This is a genomic window from Thalassospira xianhensis MCCC 1A02616 (assembly GCF_003326475.1).
Classification (GTDB): Bacteria; Pseudomonadota; Alphaproteobacteria; order Rhodospirillales; family Thalassospiraceae; genus Thalassospira; species Thalassospira xianhensis.
Genome location: NZ_JPWA01000007.1, coordinates 45331 through 59842 on the forward strand (window position 1 = coordinate 45331; position 14512 = coordinate 59842).

Annotated in this window: 14 protein-coding genes; 4 read left to right on the forward strand and 10 right to left on the reverse strand. The window is 54.0% G+C overall.

Going from position 1 to position 14512, the window contains the following annotated elements:
- Window positions 1-2: 2 nt before the first annotated feature.
- The 5 genes from TH5_RS07805 to dusA all read right to left on the reverse strand — a co-directional run bounded on the left by TH5_RS07805 (window position 3) and on the right by dusA (window position 6406).
- Window positions 3-1184: an MFS transporter gene (locus tag TH5_RS07805; protein ID WP_114121377.1), complete on the reverse strand. Its 1182-nt coding sequence runs from the start codon at window positions 1182-1184 to the stop codon at window positions 3-5.
- Between the two features lie 120 nt (window positions 1185-1304).
- A complete protein-coding gene (locus TH5_RS07810) occupies window positions 1305-2162 on the reverse strand; it encodes a class I SAM-dependent methyltransferase (protein WP_114121378.1) in 858 nt (285 codons plus the stop codon).
- Between the two features lie 25 nt (window positions 2163-2187).
- On the reverse strand, window positions 2188-3384 hold the full coding sequence (locus TH5_RS07815) for a 3-phenylpropionate MFS transporter (protein ID WP_114121379.1): 1197 nt from the start codon (window positions 3382-3384) through the stop codon (window positions 2188-2190).
- Entirely contained in the window at window positions 3381-5414 is a 2034-nt protein-coding gene (gene mnmC, locus TH5_RS07820) for a bifunctional tRNA (5-methylaminomethyl-2-thiouridine)(34)-methyltransferase MnmC2/FAD-dependent 5-carboxymethylaminomethyl-2-thiouridine(34) oxidoreductase MnmC1 (RefSeq protein WP_114121380.1), read from the reverse strand. The genes TH5_RS07815 and mnmC overlap by 4 nt, the downstream gene beginning before the upstream one ends.
- Window positions 5411-6406 carry a tRNA dihydrouridine(20/20a) synthase DusA gene (gene dusA / locus TH5_RS07825; protein ID WP_114121381.1) on the reverse strand — a complete coding sequence of 332 codons (996 nt, stop codon included), beginning with the start codon at window positions 6404-6406 and terminating at the stop codon, window positions 5411-5413. Before dusA ends, mnmC begins: the two co-directional genes overlap by 4 nt.
- Window positions 6407-6548: 142 nt before the next feature.
- Between dusA and TH5_RS07830 the strand changes: the two genes are divergently transcribed.
- Window positions 6549-6902, forward strand: a complete 354-nt coding sequence (locus TH5_RS07830) for an ArsC/Spx/MgsR family protein (RefSeq protein ID WP_114121459.1) — start codon at window positions 6549-6551, stop codon at window positions 6900-6902.
- Window positions 6899-7594, forward strand: a complete 696-nt coding sequence (locus TH5_RS07835; protein WP_244204850.1) for an HAD family hydrolase — start codon at window positions 6899-6901, stop codon at window positions 7592-7594. The genes TH5_RS07830 and TH5_RS07835 overlap by 4 nt, the downstream gene beginning before the upstream one ends.
- 54 nt (window positions 7595-7648) lie before the next feature.
- Here TH5_RS07835 and ggt read toward each other — a convergent pair whose 3' ends face one another.
- Window positions 7649-9460, reverse strand: coding sequence for a gamma-glutamyltransferase (ggt, locus tag TH5_RS07840; RefSeq protein WP_114121382.1), 1812 nt, complete (start codon window positions 9458-9460; stop codon window positions 7649-7651).
- Between the two features lie 112 nt (window positions 9461-9572).
- Entirely contained in the window at window positions 9573-10409 is an 837-nt protein-coding gene (locus tag TH5_RS07845) for an alpha/beta hydrolase (RefSeq protein ID WP_114121383.1), read from the reverse strand.
- 268 nt (window positions 10410-10677) lie between these two features.
- Between TH5_RS07845 and TH5_RS07850 the strand changes: the two genes are divergently transcribed.
- Window positions 10678-11358: a Crp/Fnr family transcriptional regulator gene (locus TH5_RS07850; RefSeq protein WP_062949157.1), complete on the forward strand. Its 681-nt coding sequence runs from the start codon at window positions 10678-10680 to the stop codon at window positions 11356-11358.
- Window positions 11359-11584: 226 nt separating this feature from the next.
- Entirely contained in the window at window positions 11585-12004 is a 420-nt protein-coding gene (locus TH5_RS07855; RefSeq protein WP_244204851.1) for a DUF423 domain-containing protein, read from the forward strand.
- A 96-nt stretch (window positions 12005-12100) separates the two neighbouring features.
- On the opposite strand, the gene rpmG is transcribed toward TH5_RS07855, so the two are convergent.
- The 3 genes from rpmG to TH5_RS07870 all read right to left on the reverse strand — a co-directional run bounded on the left by rpmG (window position 12101) and on the right by TH5_RS07870 (window position 14492).
- Window positions 12101-12268, reverse strand: a complete 168-nt coding sequence (gene rpmG / locus TH5_RS07860; RefSeq protein WP_007089918.1) for a 50S ribosomal protein L33 — start codon at window positions 12266-12268, stop codon at window positions 12101-12103.
- 95 nt (window positions 12269-12363) lie between these two features.
- Window positions 12364-13980 (reverse strand): S41 family peptidase, encoded by a 1617-nt coding sequence (locus TH5_RS07865; protein ID WP_244204852.1) that lies wholly within the window; start codon window positions 13978-13980, stop codon window positions 12364-12366.
- 74 nt (window positions 13981-14054) lie between these two features.
- Window positions 14055-14492: a DUF983 domain-containing protein gene (locus tag TH5_RS07870; RefSeq protein ID WP_062959734.1), complete on the reverse strand. Its 438-nt coding sequence runs from the start codon at window positions 14490-14492 to the stop codon at window positions 14055-14057.
- Window positions 14493-14512 lie beyond the last annotated feature (20 nt).

Genomic DNA, 14512 nt, shown 5'->3' on the forward strand with positions numbered 1-14512 from the left:
TTTTAATGCGTAATCGGCTTTGATCGCAGTTGAGCCATGGAAGGCACCATTGCAATTAGCGAAAGTGCCAGGCCAAAGCCGCAAACCGCGGGCCATCCGCCCAGCCCCCAGGCATAAGTCGCCCCGGCCGAGCCGAACGAACCGCCAAGGAACATACCGGTCATATAAACGGTATTTATCCGGCTGCGCGCCTCGGGGACCAGGCCGAAAATCACATGCTGGTTGGAAATCATCGCACTTTGCACACCGAAATCCAGAATGATCACACCGACGATCAAGCCGGCCAGCGCCGTCCAAAGCCCAAATGCCAGCCATGAAATCACACAAATGATAACACCTGCGGCAATGACGCGGGCCGGGCCGTAACGGTCGGCAAGTCGGCCCGAAAGGGGCGCTGCCAGAACACCAATCGCGCCCAGAACCCCAAACAGCCCGGCAATATCCGCCCCCAGATGGTAATCGGGTTCCTGAAGATGCAGCGCCAAGACGGTCCAGAACGCCGAGAACGAGCCAAAGAGGGCGGCTTGCGTCAATGTCGCACGGCGAAGGGCAGGCTGTTGCTTGCACAGGAACAGGACGGATAAAAGCGCCTCGCCATAGCCGATGGATGTACGTGCCTTGTCCTTTGGCAGCATCACCGCCATCAGGATCGCTGTAAGAACCGCCACCGGAGCGGCAAGCCAGAACATTTCGCGCCAGCCAAGATGGGTTGAAACAAACCCCGCCAGCGTGCGGCTCAAAAGAATACCGCAAAGCAGGCCCGCCATAACCGTTCCGATGGTTTTGCCACGGTTTTCGGGCGGAGTCAGGGCGGTCGCATAGGGGATGATCTGCTGGGCGACAGTCGAACAGGCACCCAGCAGGACTGACGAGGCAAACAGAATGTAATCTGTCGGTGCGGATCCCTCGATCACAAGCACAAGGGCCAGCAGAAGAAACTGCAGGACGATCAGTTTGCGTCGGTCAAACAAATCGCCAAGTGGCACCAGCAAAAACAGGCCAATGGCGTATCCCAACTGCGTTGCCGTCGGGATCAGGGCCGCTGTGCCGCTTTGGCCGAATTCCGCCATGATGATGCCAAGCATCGGCTGATTATAATAGATATTGGCAACGGCAAGACCGGCAGCGATCGCCATGACAAAGGTCAGTCCCCGGCCAAGACCCGGAGCATCTGTTCGCGACATCGACTTAATCCTGATTAACCTCGGGTCGGGTGGAAGGACGTTTTCCCGGTGGGCAGGCGGGGCTTGGCACCCCGTTATTTCTGTAAACTATCGGTTTGGCTTGATCTTATCTGGTCGGAATTACTTCTTGCGCAACCATAAACTGGTCTCGTGTGCGCCTTCGGGCAGGTGAATGCCATTGGCAATCGACCGGGCTACAAGATACTTCAGGCGTGTCGTGGCATAGGCACTGGACCACAGGATTTCAAATCCGTTCCCGGCCAGCAAGGCCGCAACGCCCTGCTGTTCATTATATCCGCGCCATTGCCAGATTTCCGGATAGTCATCGGGCAGGGTGATGTCATGGATATGAATGATTGCCCCACTGGGCAATGCTGGTATGACCGTTGAAAACAGCAGATCAACATCCGTTCCGGGCATCAGGATATGGCTTGAATCAATTGACAGGATATCCGCACCCGACAATGTCTTGAACACGGCCGGATCGGCCTTTTGCACGATGGTCCGTTCAACCGTAATCGGCAGGGCGGCAATATCGGCGCGCGGGGCCGGATCAATCGCGTGAAAGATGGTTTCAAGTTCACCATCAAGAATGGCGCGATGATAAAACCGTGTGGAATGCCCCGATCCGATTTCAACAATCCGTTCCGGACGAAATTCACGCGTCAGCACATAGGCCATCATCCCGTCCAGTCGCGGAAACCAGCTTTGTTGCCAGCGCGGATCGGGTGGGGTGGCATTGCCAAAACTGGCAAACGCATCCTGATATTTAGTGGCCTTGGTCAGCCATGCCTTCATGGTCGGTGCGGCCTGATCCATCATCGCTTCGATGGCCGGGTAATGCGGTCGGCCAGCGGCATTGGCGGTTTCGGCGGCATAGCGATACGGAATGAAATAACCGGCGGGCGACGCCGTCAAAAGCGTCCTAAGCCCCAGTTTCAAACGGCGCCATTTCCGCGAAAGCGGAAGATTGCTCATCAGATTTCCCCCAGGCATGTCCCGGTCATTCACAAAACGTGTTGTCTTCGCCGCGCCAGCGCCGGATCAGCCAAAGCGCAAAGAAAAAGGCAACAATCGAAAGTCCGCTCATGGCGTAATAGGCATGTGATCCGAAATGATCATAAAGCGGCCCAGATGCCCAGATCGCACTGCCAAGGAAAACACCCATGGATAATGTCGCCATCAGGCTTTGTGCCGACGTTGCCAATTGTGGCGGTACGGCACGCGCAATAAAGCTGACAGCCGCCAGATGGGTAATGCCAAATGTCATGGCGTGCAAGGGTTGCACCAGAACAATCAGCCAGAAATTGTCGGTCATGCCCAGAACCGTCCAGCGCAGAACGCCTGACGCGGCCCCGATGGCAAACAAAATGCCCGGATGCCGACCGCGAACATATTTACCGGCAAAGGCAAAAAGCGCTATTTCGGCAATCACCCCGATCGACCAGAATGCCCCGATCACATCATGTGGATAACCGACATTTTCCCAGTGGACAGAGGCAAAGCTGTAATACGTCCCGTGCGATCCTTGTGCAAAACCGATGCAGCCCAGATAAATCAGGAAGACCGGTTTACGCATCAGATAGATGATCGAAGAGCCAGAGCGCAATGGCCGGTCGGTTTGCGGATCGGGCATGCGGGTGACGATGGCAAAATTGACAATCCCGGCAATAAACAGCAACCAGACAATCCATGCGGTCGATGTACCATCAAGAACCCATCCAGCACCATAGGATGCGGCGATAAAGGCAAGTGATCCCCAAAGTCGCACCCGCCCGTAATCAAGTTCCTTGGCCTTGCATTCATGAACCGTAATTGTCGTGCCCAGCGGCAATAATGGTGCAAAGGTGAAACCGATGATCACAGACAACCCGGCCAGCCACCAGAAATTGCTCGATACCGGGAAGGCAAGAACCGTAACGACGTAAATTCCCGCCAGCCAAAGCATCGGCGTTTTACGATTGCCGGTTCGATCTGCGCGCTGTGCAATCAACGGATCGGCAAAAACCCGAACCCAGTTGGGCAGGGACAGCAAAATACCGATCTCGCCCGCCGACAATCTCTGGCTTTTCAGCCAGACCGGCCAATAGGGCAGAAACACACCCTGAATAAGGAAAAGCCCCACGAAAAACAGCGCAAGGATCGTTGCGGTTTTCATGCGAGGGTCGTCAAATGACGGAAGGATGGGCTTGTTGATCATGCCGCGATCTGCCGCCGTTTAAGACCACGCACGATGAACCGTGCGGGATGGAGGGCATCCAACAGGGACTTTTCAAGGGGCAGGGGCATATTGCAGATCTCGCTGGCAATTATTTCGGCGGCAATTGGGGCTGCAATCAACCCGCGTGCGCCAAATCCGGTACAGATATACACGTCTTTGTGGTAAGGCGCATCGACATATCGCGCCGCCTTTTTTCCTTTGTCTATACCGGCATAGGCCAGAAGATAGGACCCATAATCCGGTGCCGGGCCAACCACGGGCAAATGATCGGGAGTTGTGGTCCGAAGTGCCGCCCGACCAGACAGTTTCGATGGTTCAAGCATGTCGGCAAGTGTGGGCAAGACTTTGCCCAGTTGTCCGACATTGAAGGCATGGTCGCTTTCACGCAAATCCGTTTGGTTATCATTGCGCCCAAATGTCGCGCCGAAAACATGAATGCCGTTTCTGGCGGGGGTCAGATATCCCTTGTGGCTTAAAACACAACGGATCGGATGATCCCCGTAACAATCCCGAAGCGTCGTTTCATCAAAATAGCTGATTTGCCCGCGTACCGGGCGCAGATATTCCGAAAGCCAGTCTGTCTGGCCAAATGCACCGGTTTCGGTTGCGCCTGCGATGACAACTGCATCAAATGGGCCAAATTCACGATCATCGGCGGATTTCACGACTTTGCCGTCGCCATCGTCAAAAATGCCGACAATATTGCGCCCCGTACGGCATTCAATTCCGCGCGCAAGGTATGACACAAGCGACGGCGGATTAACCCAACCCGCATCCGGATAAAACAGCCCGCCATGCGGTAGAGAAAGGCCAAAGGCGGTACTGGCGGCATCACGATCAAGCAAGCGAACCAGATCGGGATTTTGCCCCAGTCTATTGATCAGTCCTGCCTGACGTTCTTCATCACGCGGGCCGGATATCAGATCAAGCACGCCACAGAAACCAGCTTCGATATGGCCTGCTTCTGCAAGTGTGCGTACCAGTCGCTGACTGTATCTGAACCCGGCTTCGTAAAACCGCCCGGTAATCGCATCATCGACGGTAAGGTAGGGTTCAAGCATTCCGATCGGGTTGCCGGATGCCGCGTCGGCCAAATGATCCGATTTTTCAAAAAGCGTCACCGCACATCCGCGATTGTGCAGGGCGTGCGCACAGGCGGCACCGGCCATACCGCCGCCAATGATCGCGATATGTTTTTTGCCGGTTGTCTTTGGCAAGACAAACCAAGGATTTTCATCAATCCCTTTGCCGCTGGTGTCCTGATCAGGTGCATCCTTCGGCGCAAATCTGGCCGTGATCATATCGCGCTTATAGGCATATCCCTTGCGCTTGCTGATCTCGAACCCGGCCTGTTCCAGCCCGTCGCGCACGATGCGTGCCGCACTGAATGTCGCAAGGGTCGCACCATCACGGCTTGATGCGGCGGCAAGGGCCGCAAACAATTCCGGCCGCCACATATCGGGATTGCGCGACGGGGCAAAACCGTCAAGGAACCAGCAATCGACCATTCCGTGATAATCTCGGTAACAACCAATCGCATCCCCGATCAGAAGTGTCAGCGTAACCGAACCATCGCCCAGATCAAACCGATGCACACCGGGCAATATCGTGCCGGTCGGCCATTGCGTGACAAGTTGGTCCGAAATTTCTGCCAATTCCGGCCAGTTCTGATGCGCGCGTGCCATCGCATCACGCGTCAGCGGGAATTTCTCAACCGATATGAAATGAAGCCGTCTGGACCGCGCCGGGTCCTTTTGCCAGCAATCCCACGCGGCAAGAAAATTCAGGCCCGTGCCAAAGCCGGTTTCGCCAATCGTGAAATTTTCGCGTGCCCGCCATGCTTCGGGCAGGTTATTGCCCGCAACAAAAACATATTGCGTTTCGGCCAATCCGTTTTTCGGATTGTAATAAATATCGCCAAATTGCGGGGAATAGGGGACGTTGCCTTCCCGCCATGTAATGCCGCCGGTTTGTTTCGGGGCATCGGGCGATTGTTCATCTGCGCTCATGCAGACAGTGCCTTGGCATCTTCTTCGGACACAAGTGCCAATGCCTCGCGCACGGTATCAACACCCGCACCTTTGCGATGGGCATTCTCGCTTAAATACCGGCGCCATTGTTTTGCACCGCGCATATGCTGAAACAGTCCCAGCATGTGCCGCGTCACATGGCCCAGCGTCCCGTTATCCGATTTCAGATGTTCATCGATATACGGCAGCATCGCCTCGACCACCTGATGACGGCTTAGGGCCGGGGTGTCATCGCCATAAAAACGACGGTCGACATCCGAAAGAACATAGGGGTTCTGATAGGCTTCGCGCCCGATCATCACACCGTCAACCTCTTTCAGATGTTCTTCGGTTTCGTCCAGTGTCTTGATACCGCCATTGATCAGGATTTCAAGTTCCGGCAATTCCTGTTTCAACTGGTAAACCAGTTCATATTTAAGCGGCGGAACTTCGCGGTTTTCCTTGGGGCTAAGTCCGTTCAGCCATGCTTTTCGTGCATGCACGATGAAGGTCCTGCATCCGGCGTCGGCCACGGTTTCCACAAACCGTTTAAGCGACGGGTAATCTTCCTGATTGTCGATGCCGATACGGTTTTTGACCGTTACCGGCGCCTCACTGGTGTCAATCATCGCTTTGACGCAATTTGCCACCACATCGGGGGTCGCCATCAGACAGGCACCAAATGCCCCGTTCTGCACGCGATCCGACGGGCAGCCGCAATTCAGGTTGATCTCGTCATAGGCATAATTATTGGCAATGTCGCAGGCGCGCGCCAGATCATCCGGGTTGCTGCCGCCAAGCTGCAGGGCAATGGGGTGTTCGGCCGCGTCATAACGCAGATGCCGTTCCGCACCGCCATGGATGATGGCCCCCGTGGTGACCATTTCGGTATAAAGCAGGGCATGCTGGCTGATCTGCCGCAGGAAATAGCGATCATGCCGATCCGTCCAATCCATCATCGGGGCGACAGAAATACGCCGATTGACAGTCATACCGAGTTGTTCCTGAACCTGTGCACGTGAATGGGGTTGCCGTTTTCCGGGCGCGGTCTTTATATATGTTCCGGGATTTAGGGTCAAAACTCATTCGGCGATGCATGGCTGCATCGCGCATTGCGAAATACAGGAAGAATTCATGATCACGGTCTATGGCATCAAAAACTGCGACACAGTTAAAAAATCCCTGAAATGGTTCGACGCCAAGGGATTTGAACACAAGTTCCATGATTTCCGCGTTGACGGAATTGATGCCAAAACCATCGAAGGCTGGCTTGCCGAAGTCGGTGGCAAGACCCTGATCAATAAACGCGGGCCAAGCTATCGTAATCTTTCCGATGCCGACAAGGCCGTGCTTGAAAATGATGATGCGGCTGCGGCAGCCATCCTTGCGGTCAATCCGACCGTGATCAAACGTCCGGTTGTCGATTTTGGCACGACCCGCACCGTGGCCTATGACGAAGGGCGCTGGTCCGAGCTGGCCGGAGCATGAGCAGGGAAATGATGGATGCGATTGTGACGAAACCGGTCGTGCGCGGCGTGATCTTTGATTGCGATGGTGTGCTGGTGGATACCGAAAATCTTGCCAACAGGGTCCTGACCGATCTGTTGTGCGAATATGGCTGTGACATGACCCCGGCGCAAAGCCACGAGTTTTTTATCGGTGGTACGCTGGCGGCTGTTGCACCCAAAATGGCGGAATCTTTTAGTGTAACGTTACCTGACGGCTGGATTAAGGAATGTTATGCCAGAACCTTCAAATCATTTGAAAAAGATCTGATGCCCTATCCAGATCTGGGCGCTGTTCTTGAGCTGCTCGATGCCAAAGGGATCCCGATGGCAATCGGCAGTAACGGCCCGCATGACAAGATGGATGTATCGCTTGGCAAGGTCGGGTTGCTGGATCGTTTTCGTGGCCGGATATGCTCGGCCCATGATGTTGCCCACGCGAAACCGGCACCCGATGTCTATTTGCTGGCCGCCGAAAAAATCGGTATCGATATCACCGAATGCGTGGTGATCGATGACAGCATCAGTGGTGTCCTTGCCGGTGTTGCGTCCGGTGCGACAACAATCGGTCTGGTCGATCTGACATCGGCGGATTCTCTGCGTGGGGCAGGGGCGCATTATGTCGCGGAAAATCATCTGGAATTGCGCGATTTTCTGGCTGACTGGATCGATTGAAAAAGGCGGCATCTAATTGATGCCGCCTCGTTCTCAAATCACCGAAATCTATCTTTACTCACCGATAACAATGCCTTCGCGTCGTGGATCGGCTCCGCCAATCAGGCTCTGATCAGTAATCTGGATGATGTGCAGACCGGAATTAAGATCGCGAATCTCGGTTTTGAAACCGCGTTGCTGAAGATATGGTTCAAGCGCTTCGGCCTCTGTTCCGGCCTCGATGTCAAACGTTCCGAAACGGTTGATCAGGTGGGGCATGTTGATGGCCTGCTGCGGGTCCATGCCCCAGTCAATCATCCCGATCAACGACTGCGCGACATAACCGATAATCCGTGATCCCCCCGGTGATCCAGCGGCAATAACTGGTTTGCCATCCTGCATGACGATTGTCGGTGCCATGGAAGAACGCGGGCGCTTGCCCGGTTCCAGCCGATTGGCAATCGGCACACCGTTGCTGTGTGTCTTGAACGAAAAATCGGTCAGTTCATTGTTCAACATAAAGCCGCGCACCATCAGGCGTGACCCGAAGCCGTTTTCAATGGTAGTGGTCATTGAAACGACGTTACCCATGGCATCGACGATGGAAAAATGGCTGGTGCTGGGGAACTCGATCGCTTCATCATCGGCCAGTCGCATCGCGTGGCTGAACGCTGGAAGACCAGGTTCCACATTGCCCAGTGCACTGCCTGTTTCCAGAAGTTTGGCGCGATCTGTCAGATAGGTCTTATCAAGTAGGCCGGTCAATGGCATCGGCACAAAATCAATGTCGGCCATATAACGGCCGCGATCGGCAAAAGCCAGCCGCGACGCATCGCCGATCAAGCGCCAACTTTCAGGCGATTTTGGGCCAAAATCGCCAATGTCAAACGGTTCGATCAGGCCAAGTATCTGCCCGACTGTCAGGGCCCCGGAGGATGGTGGGCCCATGCCGCATATTTCATAGCCGCGATAATCGGCGCAAACCGGATCGCGTTCCTTGACGCTATAATTGGCAAAATCTTTCAGGGACAGAACACCGGGGTTCCAGCTTGCCCCTTGAACTTTGTTAACGATGTCATTGGCAATCTGCCCAAAATAGAACCCGTCAGTACCTTTTTGCGCCAAAGCCCTAAGAGTATTGGCATATTCCGGGTTTTTCAGAAGCGCATCTGCTTCAAGTGGCGCGCCATTTTCGTCAAAGAAATAGCCCTTTGCCGTGTCATCGCGCGAGAGCTTTTCGGCATCCTCGGCGATCAGTCCGGCAAGGCGTGGAGAGACATTAAAACCGATTTCGGCGCGCTCTATGGCAGGGGCCAACAATGTCGGCCATTCCAGTTGACCCCATTTTTCATGGGCAACTTTCAGCAACGCTGGTGTTCCCGGTGTCCCAACGGACCGACCGCCGACAACCGCATCATAAAATTCCATTGGCTCGCCGGTTTCGGTCTGAAACAGAGTCGGTGTGGCGGCCATCGGTGCCGTTTCGCGACCGTCCATGGTTGTCAGCTTGCCACTACGCGCATCAAAATAAACCAGAAAGGCACCGCCACCTAGTCCCGATGACTGTGGCTCTACCAATCCGAGCATTGTCTGAACGGCGACCATGGCATCAATCGCATTGCCGCCGCGACGAAGCACAGTCGCACCTGCCTCAACCGCCAGCGGGTTGGCTGCCGTAACCATCCAGTTCGGCGCGCGCACGGCTTCCCGATGCGAAACCGGTGATGTTGCACTTTCCGGGGCAATCGCATCCGTCGCCTGCTGTGCATGAACCGGCAGCGTCATCAGCATTGCCGTAGCACTGCTCAGCAGAAAGTATTTCAGACGGAAACCTTTGGTCATGTGGGGCATGTCACCAACCTTTTTGTTGTGGTTCTGATAGCTCATGCTTCCAGAAATGGTGGTGATTGAAAAGAAAACAGTTGGCGGCGTTCGAAAAACAAAAGGCAGAATGCGCTAACATCCTGCCTATAAAGCTGAATTCGTTTTCCGTAATCAATCAGGCAGCAGATTTTTTCGATGTGCTGTCCTGCTTTTCGATAACGTTTTTTTCAAGCCATTCGGCAATTTGGGTCGCGGCCTTTTCCCATTTTGCGTCAAGCATCATGGCGTGCGCGATGTCATCAAGCAGAACACAATCCGCTCCCAGACGCCTTGCTGTATGATTGACCACTTCGCTTTGAATAATTTCATCATTGCGTGCCCCAATCGCCAGCATCGGCGGCAGATCGGTTTGCGACAGAAACACCGGATTGCCACCCATCATGTCCATAAGTGCCCGATGGCTTTCCGTTTCAAGTCGGCCGAAATAGATCATGCCTTCGTCTTCGGCAATATCGGGTGAAAGCATCGCGCGTCCCAGCCGGTCACGCAGCAGGGTATGCGGCCCGATGGCCTGAAGCCAGAACATCTGAAGATAAAGGTCGGGCTGAGCCATTGCCATCATGGTGTTGCTGGCAAGAAGTCCCTCGGGCGGGACGGATGCCATCAGGACAGCGGCGGTTGCCTTATGCTTTTCAAGATATTTCTGAATGATATAGCCGCCCATCGAATGACCGATCAGGATCGGCTTCTGGCCGAGCGTATCGACAACCGTTTCGAGGTCTTCGACATAATCGTCAATCGATGCCAGACTGCGCAGCTCGCGCCCGCCGCTGCCGCCATGGCCACGCAGCGAAAATGAAATGGTTTCAAACCCCTGATCGGCAAACCAGGTTAGAAAATGTTCGTTCCAGCACCATGCGCCTGTAAATGCACCATGGACGAAAACGACCGGCGTTTTGCATTTGGGGTTGTCGCTTGGGCTGCGGCGAAAAATCTCCAATTCGGGACTCATGGCAGGCCTCCTGCATGCGAACTGTGTGGGGATCACTATAACGTAACATGAAAATCCGGATTTCGCATCCGCAGCATTCGTTTGGATGCTGTATAGTCATACAATTGTATTGTAAATTGCCGTGGGGACGTGGCCGCGGATGATTGTCAGTGTCGTCTGCTTTGCATATGATCTTTACGGGACAGCATTCAAAAGCAATGCATGGCGTTAAGTCTGACCATCGCATTGACGCGAAAATGATAGCGAAAGCATAGAAAAGCTGGGGTAGATGGTAGAATTATCGGTGGTCGGTATTCTCGCGGGGCTTGATCAGGTCGCACTCGCAGATGTCGAGCGGCACATCAACCGGAAAACATTTTCGGCTGGGGCGCAGATTATTGAACCCGAATCCGACAGTTCGGATGTTTATCTGATTTTGTCGGGTAAGGTCCGAATTGTGAATTATTCTTTGTCCGGTCGCGAGATCACGCTCGAAGAAATCGGGGCAGGCGGTTGTGTCGGGCAACTTTCGGCAATAGACGGCGAGCCGCGTTCAGCCTGTGTCCTGGCTGTTACAAATACGGATGTCGCGATTGTAAGCCCCGCCAATTTCGAAAAAATCGTCAAAAACCATCCTTCTGTTGCCTGGAGTGTCATCAGGGAACTGGCAAGGATCGTCAGAACATCGACCCGACGCATTGTTGACGTCAGCACACTTGGTGCAAATGAACGGGTTGTTGCGGAAATCTTGCGTTGCTCGCAGATCGAGATCGCAGAAGACGGATCTGCGATGTTAAGTCCTGTGCCCGTGCATTCAGAAATTGCCAGCAGGGTCAGCACATCTCGCGAGACCGTTGCCCGTGTCATGGGAACACTTGCCCGAAATGGTTTGATCGCCAAAGTCGAGTTGGGTCTGTATGTGCCCAATGTACAGCGTCTTGAAGAATTCCTCAGTGAATCGATCCATTAGATCAAAATTGAGGGCAAAGTGATGAATTATCGGCAGAAAATTGAAAATGTTTCACAAATTGTGACGAATGTCACAGAGCCGATTGATTATTCAGGATAGAAAAACAGAGTGACGGGCATTTAATTGGTCCGGCACATCTCCCCCAAGAGAGTTTACTGGCCGTACATTTTTGTACGGCCATTTTTTTTGCGTTTGATCATGGCGCGGTTGTCTGCGGGGCGATAAAGTGTCGCCAGTACAAAGCATCATGAAATCGGAAAACAACTTCATGCGGTTATCTGTTGTTATGGCAGGGTTGAACGGGGCAATCGCGGTTGGGCTGGGTGCATTTGCATCCCACGGCATGGCGGGCGAGGAAATGAACCGTGCGCGCGAGCTTGTGGAAACCGGTGCGCATTATCAACTGGTGCATGCCGCGGGTTTGGTTGCCATCGCGGCCCTTGCCTATCAGGTGCCCGATGAACGGCTTCTGCGCTGGGCGGCTTATGCGATGCTGACGGGCATTCTGTTCTTTTGCGGGGCGCTTTACGTCATTGCCTTTGCCGGGATCAGCACCTTTGGCATGATCGCCCCGATTGGCGGGCTGTCATTCATAACTGGCTGGCTGATGCTGGCCGGGGCGGGGTGGAAACGATTTTCAGCCTGATACGATTTATTCGATCCGATCAGGCAATAAAAAAGACGCGACCCGAAGGTCACGTCTTTTTTAATTCCGATAATCCAGTCAGCGTTAGCTGAAAGATTACTTCATTTTCGCTTCTTTGAACTCGACGTGCTTGCGCACGACCGGATCGTACTTGCGAAACGAGAATTTCTCGGTGGTATTCCGCGGGTTCTTCTTAACGACATAGAAGTAACCGGTATCAGCGGTGCTTACCAACTTTACGAGGATCGAAGCGGGCTTCGCCATATCTCAGCTTCCTGTGTTCAGGTGTATCTCAGGCCGCGGAACATAAAGGTTATGCGTCGGGTGTCAAGCCATTTTGGCAAAAAAGAATGCCATTTTTATTGTGAGGCAAAGGTATCGGCAATTTCATTGATCGGTAATTGAGCCAGATCCTTGTAACCCGGAAGGTTTTTGATCAATTCAAGAGCGATATCAATGTCGTTTTCATCAATGCCCTGACGGGCCGGACACACATTTCGAAGGTCCTGTCGCGCTTTTTCATTCTGATAATCAAGCTTGCGCCATTTGGTCATGATGGCAACCATATCATCACGATGGGCAAGGGCGGATCTGATCTGGTCATTCGGAGCAATTCCACTGGCTGTCGTGCAGATCGAAGGGAAAAGTCCGATGCGATCAAACGTATATCCCGACGGGGCGGTCATTTGCGACCAGGTAAAGGTCAGCGTGCCTTTATTCGACAGATCATTGATCGCCTGAACCGATCCCTTGCCAAAGCTTGTCGAACCGATCAGGACCGCCCTGTTACGATCCTGGAGGGCCGCCGCCACCAGTTCGGCCGAGGACGCCGTCCTGCCATCAATCAGCACAACCAGCGGCGCCCCTCGGGTCAGGTCTTCGGGATTTGCCTTGAAGATATGGCGCGCAGCCATCACGCGTGACCGCGTATTGGCAATCGGGCCACCGGCGATAAACAGATCGGCAACCTCGACCCCTTGCTGTAAAAGTCCGCCGCGATTGCCGCGAAGGTCAAGAATCACGCCCCGCAAGCCGCCGGGGAAAAGGCCAGCCTTGAGGATTTCGTCGCCAAGGGACTGTGCCGTCGCGCTATTAAAGCTGGCAATCCGGGCAATCAGGACATTATCGCGAATTTCGGTAAATACGGTTCGGCTGATCACCCGTTCGCGCATGATTTCGATGGGGGTGATGACCTGGCTTTCGGCACCATTGATTTCGATCGTAACGCGCGTGCCTTCCTCGCCATGCAGAAGGTCGCTGGCATAGGCCGCCGTCCGGTTATAAAGGTTGACCCCATTCACCGAAATCAACTGGTCACCAATATCAAGTCCTGCCTTGGCCGCCGGGCTGTCTTCGTGCACCTTCTTGATCACCGGATAGCCATCGCCGCCAATCAGCCGCACACCAACGCCAATATAGCCATCGCGCCGTGTCCGTGCTGTTTCGGCCTGATTGGGGCCCTCATAGCGGCTGTAACGATCAAGGTTCTTGATCGATCCGCTGACAAGTGCCGATTGTACCGAAAGCGCATCCGCATGTCGCAAATCGGATGAATAAACCCGATAAATACCTACACCCTTAAGGGTCAGTTCCGTCCATAAAAGCGTATCCTGTTCCTCGCTGTCGGCGTCGGGTAGAGCAAGGTTGCGAACAGTTTTGCCATTATAGCCAAGGATAATCTCTTCCGGCGTCATGCCAATGCGGATATTCGGATCAATCGACGACAGTCCGTCCAGCGCATTGACAACAATCTGTTCGCGTCCCACAGGATCAATATAGCGTGTCGCCACAAGCTCGATCGCCTGCGACATCACATCGCGGGTTTGCTGATCATCATTTGAAATGATCGTGTCACCACGCTGGGTGGCACAGCCTGTCAGCAAAAAGCAAATACCAACCAGTCCCGCAACGCGCCTTATTGGCCGCGACGCCGGGCGGGAGAGGACAGTACCGATATCTCGTGTGGCTGATGCCAAAATGTGCTCAATCCGAAAGGAGATAGCTCAACGTAAAAGTCATTCTACTGCGAATGACGCGCAGTCGACAATGACTATCCCTTGATCTTCATCGCCCATTGGGTGCCAAGCACCGCCCCCTTGATGAAGGGCAGGAAGGCAAGGCAGAGCAAGACGGTTGTCGGAAGCCAGACAGATAATTGCAGCGCGATTGATGGCTGCATGGATTGCTCCATCGAAAGCGCACCACCAACAACGATATGACCGACAATGAAAATCGTGAAATAGGGCGGGGCGTCATCACAGCGATATTCGCCGATCGGATGCGCGCAGCAATCACATTCATCACGCAGTTTCAGGTACCCGCCAAAGGCAAAGCCATGCCCGCAATTGGGGCATTTGCGCCGAAATCCCCGGCTAAGACCGGTCAGCAGGCGCGATCCGCTGCTTTGTTCGCTATATTCTGGCTGCATGGTGGCATTCGTTCCTGTTTCTTGATCCAGCCCCTTGATCAGGCCGGAAAAAAGGGGCATTGAAACGGTTCGCTATCATC

What these genes read in the sequence shown, in the direction of transcription:
- TH5_RS07870 (WP_062959734.1), bottom strand. Translation starts at nt 14,492, where the DNA reads ATGCCCCTTTTTTCCGGCCTGATCAAGGGGCTGGATCAAGAAACAGGA.
- TH5_RS07805 (WP_114121377.1), bottom strand. Translation starts at nt 1,184, where the DNA reads ATGTCGCGAACAGATGCTCCGGGTCTTGGCCGGGGACTGACCTTTGTC.
- mnmC (WP_114121380.1), bottom strand. Translation starts at nt 5,414, where the DNA reads ATGAGCGCAGATGAACAATCGCCCGATGCCCCGAAACAAACCGGCGGC.
- ggt (WP_114121382.1), bottom strand. Translation starts at nt 9,460, where the DNA reads ATGAGCTATCAGAACCACAACAAAAAGGTTGGTGACATGCCCCACATG.
- TH5_RS07850 (WP_062949157.1), top strand. Translation starts at nt 10,678, where the DNA reads ATGGTAGAATTATCGGTGGTCGGTATTCTCGCGGGGCTTGATCAGGTC.
- TH5_RS07835 (WP_244204850.1), top strand. Translation starts at nt 6,899, where the DNA reads ATGAGCAGGGAAATGATGGATGCGATTGTGACGAAACCGGTCGTGCGC.
- dusA (WP_114121381.1), bottom strand. Translation starts at nt 6,406, where the DNA reads ATGACTGTCAATCGGCGTATTTCTGTCGCCCCGATGATGGATTGGACG.
- TH5_RS07830 (WP_114121459.1), top strand. Translation starts at nt 6,549, where the DNA reads ATGATCACGGTCTATGGCATCAAAAACTGCGACACAGTTAAAAAATCC.
- TH5_RS07845 (WP_114121383.1), bottom strand. Translation starts at nt 10,409, where the DNA reads ATGAGTCCCGAATTGGAGATTTTTCGCCGCAGCCCAAGCGACAACCCC.
- rpmG (WP_007089918.1), bottom strand. Translation starts at nt 12,268, where the DNA reads ATGGCGAAGCCCGCTTCGATCCTCGTAAAGTTGGTAAGCACCGCTGAT.
- TH5_RS07815 (WP_114121379.1), bottom strand. Translation starts at nt 3,384, where the DNA reads ATGATCAACAAGCCCATCCTTCCGTCATTTGACGACCCTCGCATGAAA.
- TH5_RS07810 (WP_114121378.1), bottom strand. Translation starts at nt 2,162, where the DNA reads ATGAGCAATCTTCCGCTTTCGCGGAAATGGCGCCGTTTGAAACTGGGG.